This window comes from Kitasatospora sp. NPDC047058, assembly GCF_040643935.1.
Classification (GTDB): Bacteria; Actinomycetota; Actinomycetes; order Streptomycetales; family Streptomycetaceae; genus Kitasatospora.
In genome coordinates this window covers 1-5,080 of record NZ_JBEYVJ010000448.1, presented here as the reverse complement: position 1 = coordinate 5,080, position 5,080 = coordinate 1, and the positions used below count along the sequence as shown (strand labels likewise).

Here is a 5,080-nt window from a genome sequence, read left to right as displayed (position 1 = left end):
CCAGGCTGGCGCGGAGCTGGAGGACTGCCTCGTCGAACGCCTCTTCGTCGAGACTGCGGGAACCGCGGGACAGTACCAGGTCGGCTCACCTACCTGCCGGATTCCGCCGTCCGGGCGCTCGCGGCCGAGCTGGCCGGGATCGGCACCGCCTGGATCTGCGACGTGCTCTCCGTCGCCTCCGCACGCAGCCTCACCGCCGCGGCCCACAGCGCCGGGACGCCGCTGACCATGCACGGCCTCGCCGACCTCGCCCCGTTCGAGGCCGCCGGCTGGCGCTGCGACCGCCTCGACCTCCTCCCCACGGCCCAGCTCTCCCCCCGCCCCGGTGCCGGCACCCGCCCCGGCGCCACCAGCAGTCCCGGTGCCGCCACCCGCCTGCTGCCCGACAGCGTGCTCCGGCTGAGCCGCCACCGCTGATCACCCGGGCACGGCGACGCCCGTCCTTCCGGCCGTCCGCCCCGTCACGGGGTGAGCACGCCCGTTCCGGCCGGTGCGGCCGGCGTGGCCGCCGGGGGCACGAGGCCGTCGAGGGCGCCGACGCAGTCGAGGGCGGCCCGGGTGGAGCGCGGCAGCATGACGGCCTCGTAGGCGCGGACGGCGTCGTCGACGGTGGGCTCGGAGAGCAGGGCGTGCGCGAGGTCGGCGCCGTCGAGCAGGGCGAGGTTGGCGCCCAGCCCGACCGGGGGCAGCAGGTGCGCGGCGTCGCCGAGGAGGGTGACGCCGGGGGCGTGCTCCCAGGTGTGCGGGGCGGGCAGGGCGTACAGCGGGCGGTGGACGAACGGGCGGTCGTTGTGGCGCAGCACGTACCGCAGCTGCTCGTCCCAGCCGTCGAAGGCCGTCAGCAGCCGGGCCCGGATCGCCGACTGGTCGTCGGGGCCGTCGACGCGGTGCCAGTCCTCCGGGACGCGCAGCGCGGCGTAGCCGCGGATGTGGCCGTCGCTGTTGCGCTGGGCGACCATGGCCCTGCCGTCGCACCTCGCGAGCATCGTGCCGGGGCCGACCAGCCGGGCGAGGCCGGGGTGACGGAGGTCGCAGTGGTCGAAGCCGGTCTCGACGAAGGTGACGCCGGTGTAGACGGGCGTGGCGTCCGACAGGGCCGGGCGGACCCGTGACCAGGTGCCGTCGGCGCCGACGACCAGGTCGGCGTCCTCGGTGGTGCCGTCGGCGAGGCGCAGGCGCCAGGTGCCGTCGCCGGGCGGGGTGACCCCGCCGACGCCGTGGCCCCATCGCACAGTGCCGCCGGGGAGTGCGTCCAGGAACAGCGCGCGCAGCTGGCCGCGGTCGATCTCCGGGCTCTCCTCGTCGAGATCCGGGACCTCCCCGTCGTGGTCCGGTCCGGCGGCCGGCCGGGCGGCGCCGGTGAGCGGGTCGAGCAGACGCCACTCCTGGCCCTCGGGCCGGGCGAGGGCGTGGAAGCGGTCGAGCAGGCCGGCCGCGCGCAGGGCGACCTGGCCGCTGCCGGCGCGGATGTCGAGGGTGCCGCCCTGGCCGCGGGCGGTGGGCGAGTCCTCGCGTTCGAAGACGGTGACGGGGTGGCCGTGGCGGTGCAGGACGGCGGCCAGGGCGAGGCCGCCCAGGCCGGCACCGACGACGGCGACGCGCGGGGCGCCGGTGGAGTGCGGGCGGGTGGAGTTCATGGGAGGTCCCTCCTCGGGAGGCGGATGGAGGCCGGTGACCCCGGCCTCCCTCACAAAAGCACACCCACTACGAAAGTGCAATCACTACACTTTTGAACCGAGTTCACCCGCGTAGTACGGTGGACCCGTGACCGAACAGATCGGGCGCCGCGAGCGCAAGAAGGCCCAGACCCGGCAGGCACTGGCGGACGCCGCCCTCGAACTCTTCCTCGACCGCGGCTACGACCAGGTCGGCGTCAAGGAGGTCGCCGACGCCGCCGACGTCTCCGTCACGACGCTGTTCAAGCACTTCCCGGGCAAGGAGGCACTGGTCTTCGACGAGGACGGCGACGTGGAGGCGGCGCTGGTCGCCGTCGTCCGGGACCGCCCCGCCGGCCGGTCGATCCCGCACGCCCTCCGCGAGCACGTCCTGCTGGCCCGGACCCGGCTGGCCGTCCGGGCCGCCGACCCGCGTTTCGCCGCGTTCACCCGGATGGTCGACGACACCCCGGCCCTGCGCGAATACGCCCAGCGCATGTGGACCCGCCACGAGGAAGCCCTGGCCCGCGCCATCGCGGCCGAGGTCGGCGCACCCGAGGACGACGTCACCTGCGCCGCCCTGGCCCGCTTCGCCCTGGAGGCCCGGGTCATCGTCCAGCGGCACGCCGAGCCGCGCCGCGCCGCCGAGGAGGCCTTCGCCCTGCTCGAACCCGGCTGGGCGGCCCGGTACCCGGGCCACTGAGCCCCGCTGTCCCCCCGCGCTCCCCCCGACCCGCGCCCGGTGCTCCGGCCCGTCACACGTGTTCGGCCGACCCGCTGAGCCGCAGCTTGCGCTGCGCCCGCTGGTAGAACGTGGTGTGGCCGAGCCGCACGACGCGTGCCGCGGCCGGGAGCATCGTCACCTCGACCACATCGCCCGGCCGGACCCGCCCGACCAGCAGGCCGTCCGCCTCGACGGCGAGGTCCCCGCTGTGCGGCAGCACCTCCAGGGCGAGCCGCTCGCCACCGGAGAGGAACACCGAGCGGTTGAACGCGGCGTGCGGCGCCACCGGCGTGACCAGCAGCCCCTCGGTGACGGGCGAGACGATCGGGCCGCCGGCGGAGAAGCTGTACGCGGTCGAGCCGGTCGGCGTGGCGACCACGACGGCGTCGGCGGTGTAGGACACGAACGGCTGGTGCTGGACCCGTACCGCGACGGCCGCCGAGCGGTGCCCGGGGCTGCGCACCAGCACGACGTCGTTCAGCGCGGTCTCCTCGACGGTCCCGAACCTGGACCGGACCCCCGACCGCGGCTCCACGGTGAAGCGCTGGTCGTCGACGGCGTCGAGCGCGTCCGCGAGCTCCGGGATGTCGACCTCGGCGAGGAATCCCAGCCGTCCGACGTTGACCCCCAGGACGGGCGCGCCGCCGCCCACCGTCAGCCGCATCGCGCGCAGCATCGTCCCGTCCCCGCCCAGGCTGATCAGCAGATCGGCGGTCGCGGCCATCTCCCCGGGCCCGACCGCCACCGCGTCGCACCCGATCCGGGCCACCTCCTCGGCCAGCCCGAGGACCTTGGCGTCCCGGGCCCGGCTCCACCGGATGACCGTGTCCACGACGGGCCCGCAGGTCCGCTCGGGGTGGAGCACCAGCCCCACCGTGCCGATGAATCCCATCCGCGACACCTCGATGCCGGCCAGGTCGCTGTTCCTCCCCCCAGTCACGCACAGCCGCCCGCCGCGTTCAAGCCGGTGCCGCCCCGATCGGCGTGCTCCGGCCCGCGGACCGCGGACCCGGTTCATCGGTCAGGCGGGTGCGCCGACGGCCCGGACGGCGAACTCGCGGTTGGCGGCGGTCTGCCGGCGGTACGGCTCCGGCAGGTCGGCGAGCGCGAGGAGGCGGTCGCAGGCGGCCAGCGAGGCCTGCGGGTCCCCCGCCCAGTAGGACGTGACGGAGTACTCGAAGAGCATGCCCCAGCGGTAGACCCAGGGCTGGGTGAACAGCCAGTCGTCCGGCACCGGCACGTCCAGCCCGGCCCGGGCGAAGGCGTGCGCCGTCCGGTGCCGGCCCATGCCGCGCAGCCGCGAGGAGAGCTCGTAACAGGCCTCCATGCGTCCGGGCCGCGACTCCCAGGCCCGGACCAGGGCGTCCATGGCGCCCGGCCAGTCGCCCGCCTCGGCCCGCAGGACGCCCGACTGCAGCAGCGCGCAGTAGACCTCCTCCGCCCAGCCGCCCATCCCGGCGCGGCGCTCGTACAGCGCCACGGCCTCGTCGCGCTCGCCCAGGTCGCGCAGGGTCTGCGCGAGGTAGAAGACCGCCCGGGCGTTGCCCGGGTCGCGTTCGAGGTCCCGGCGCAGCAGCCGGGCGTCGCGCTCGAACTTGTCGGAGCGCGAGCCGCCGTCGGCGAAGTGCTCGACGACCAGCGCGTCCAGGGCGGCGGTGTGGTGCGCCTGGTCGGTCGTCAGGTACTCGTGGGTCGAACCCTCGTAGCGCCAGGCCAGGCCGCCGCGCACCAGCCGCTTGATCCGGTACTCCGGATCGCCGGCGTGGCGCAGCAGGTAGGCGTCGGCGGTCAGCCCGGGCAGGTCGCCCTCCTGCCGGACGACCATGTCCGCGTCGAGGAGCAGCAGGTAGTCGGCCCGGCCGCGGGCGTGGCGGATGTTGCTGGAGCGGTTGTGGCCGAAGTCGGTCCACGGTTCCTCGTGCAGCTGCCCGGGGATGCCCCGGAGGGCGGAGCGGATCAGGTCCTGGGTCCCGTCCGTGGAGCCGGTGTCGGAGACGACCCAGGTGTCGATGAGCCCGCGCACCGAGTCCAGGCAGCGTTCGATGACGCGCGATTCGTTCTTGACGATCATGCACAGGCAGATCGTGGGTGTCCTGCGGCCCGCGTGGGCGGACGGCTGCGCGTCCTGTCGTGGCATCGTGTCGCTCGTCTCGTCACCCGGTGGTGTGGGCCGGCCGGAGCTGGTGGCGGGCCGGAGCCGATCGTAGGTCGGGGCCGATCCGGGGGCGCGGGTGCGACACACGCTCCGCGGGCCGCCGGGCGTGAATCCCTCGACCACCTTGGTGACTACCAGCTCGTACGAACATGACACGAACCGGTCGCGTGCATCATTCGTCAGCCCTGGCCCACCCGAACGGGCGTGCCGGGTCCGCACCGACAACCGGGAGCAGACGGATGACCCCACACCACGCGCTCGGCCCCCGCCGCACGTCGACGGGACGCCGGCGGCAGCTCGCGGCGAGCGCCGCCCTGCTGATCACCGCCCTGGTCCCGACAGGTGGCGCCGCAGCCGCCCTCGACGGCGGCACCGCGACCGGGCACTGCCCGCCGTTCACGGCCGCACAGCCCGAGCGGAGCGGCCCCGGCACTTACCCGTCACCCTCCCTTCGCTGGATTGCTGTCGCGGATCGGAACGCCGCGCGGACCCCCGCACCGCCGGCACAGGCCGCACCGCCGGCCGCGGGGCCGATGCGCGACGTTC

General features: G+C 75.3%; 5 protein-coding genes and 1 pseudogene. 3 read left to right on the top strand and 3 right to left on the bottom strand.

Features of this window, described 5'->3' with window-relative positions; all coding sequences use genetic code 11:
- Window positions 1-417: hypothetical protein (locus ABZ885_RS35080; protein ID WP_360197999.1), on the top strand; the 417-nt coding region annotated here is incomplete at its 5' end.
- Between the two features lie 44 nt (window positions 418-461).
- On the opposite strand, the gene ABZ885_RS35075 is transcribed toward ABZ885_RS35080, so the two are convergent.
- A complete protein-coding gene (locus ABZ885_RS35075) occupies window positions 462-1,637 on the bottom strand; it encodes an NAD(P)/FAD-dependent oxidoreductase (protein WP_360197996.1) in 1,176 nt (391 codons plus the stop codon).
- Between the two features lie 127 nt (window positions 1,638-1,764).
- On the opposite strand from ABZ885_RS35075, the gene ABZ885_RS35070 reads away from it, so the two are divergent.
- Window positions 1,765-2,358: a helix-turn-helix domain-containing protein gene (locus ABZ885_RS35070; protein WP_360197994.1), complete on the top strand. Its 594-nt coding sequence runs from the start codon at window positions 1,765-1,767 to the stop codon at window positions 2,356-2,358.
- A 52-nt stretch (window positions 2,359-2,410) separates the two neighbouring features.
- Here ABZ885_RS35070 and ABZ885_RS35065 read toward each other — a convergent pair whose 3' ends face one another.
- Window positions 2,411-3,319: an NAD(+)/NADH kinase gene (locus ABZ885_RS35065; protein ID WP_360197992.1), complete on the bottom strand. Its 909-nt coding sequence runs from the start codon at window positions 3,317-3,319 to the stop codon at window positions 2,411-2,413.
- A gap of 81 nt (window positions 3,320-3,400) precedes the next feature.
- Complete coding sequence (locus tag ABZ885_RS35060; RefSeq protein ID WP_360197989.1) at window positions 3,401-4,516, bottom strand: glycosyltransferase; 1,116 nt, start codon at window positions 4,514-4,516, stop codon at window positions 3,401-3,403.
- A gap of 257 nt (window positions 4,517-4,773) precedes the next feature.
- On the opposite strand from ABZ885_RS35060, the pseudogene ABZ885_RS35055 reads away from it, so the two are divergent.
- Window positions 4,774-5,080 (top strand): annotated as a pseudogene (locus tag ABZ885_RS35055) (hypothetical protein); the annotation flags it as partial.

What these genes read in the sequence shown, in the direction of transcription:
- ABZ885_RS35060 (WP_360197989.1), bottom strand. Translation starts at nt 4,516, where the DNA reads ATGCCACGACAGGACGCGCAGCCGTCCGCCCACGCGGGCCGCAGGACA.
- ABZ885_RS35075 (WP_360197996.1), bottom strand. Translation starts at nt 1,637, where the DNA reads ATGAACTCCACCCGCCCGCACTCCACCGGCGCCCCGCGCGTCGCCGTC.